The organism is Myxococcus sp. AB025B, assembly GCF_006518215.1.
GTDB lineage: Bacteria > Myxococcota > Myxococcia > Myxococcales > Myxococcaceae > Myxococcus > Myxococcus fulvus.
Genome location: NZ_SRLW01000698.1, coordinates 1 through 483, shown reverse-complemented (window position 1 = coordinate 483; position 483 = coordinate 1). Strand labels below are relative to the sequence as shown.

The 483-nt window shown below is 70.4% G+C and carries 1 protein-coding gene; it reads right to left on the bottom strand.

Features of this window, described 5'->3' with window-relative positions:
- Nucleotides 1-19: 19 nt before the first annotated feature.
- Nucleotides 20-445 carry a VOC family protein gene (locus FL311_RS43565; protein ID WP_141333591.1) on the bottom strand — a complete coding sequence of 142 codons (426 nt, stop codon included), beginning with the start codon at nt 443-445 and terminating at the stop codon, nt 20-22.
- Nucleotides 446-483: the final 38 nt, after the last annotated feature.

Below are 483 nucleotides of genomic sequence, written 5' to 3'. Positions count from 1 at the left end.
CGACGGGGGGTGGGCTTGCTCAGCCCGCGTTGCCGCGCAGGGGGAAGGCCTGGCTGATGCGGATGAGGTTGCCGGCGGGGTCTCTCACGGCGCAGTCGCGCACGCCCCAGGGCTGGTTCGTGGGCTCCTGCACCACGTCCGCGCCCGAGGCGCGCAGCTTCTCGAAGGTCTCCGCGAGGTTGGCGCTGCTGAACAGGGCGCCGCCCAGCGTGCCCTTGGCGAGCAGGCGCGCGATGGCGTCACCGTCCTCCTTCGTGCGGCCGGCGTGCGGCTGGCTCAGGACGATCTGGATGTCCGGCTGCGCGGGAGGGGAGAGGGTGAGCCACCGGAGCCCCTCGTGGGAGACGTCGCCGATGAGCTTCAGGCCCAGCAGGTCGCGGTAGAACGGCAGCGCCTTGTCCGGGTCGTCGACAATCAGGTGAACGGTGGTGAGCTTGAGGGTCATGACTCCACTGTGGGTCAACGGGTGGGAGGGTGCTTCTC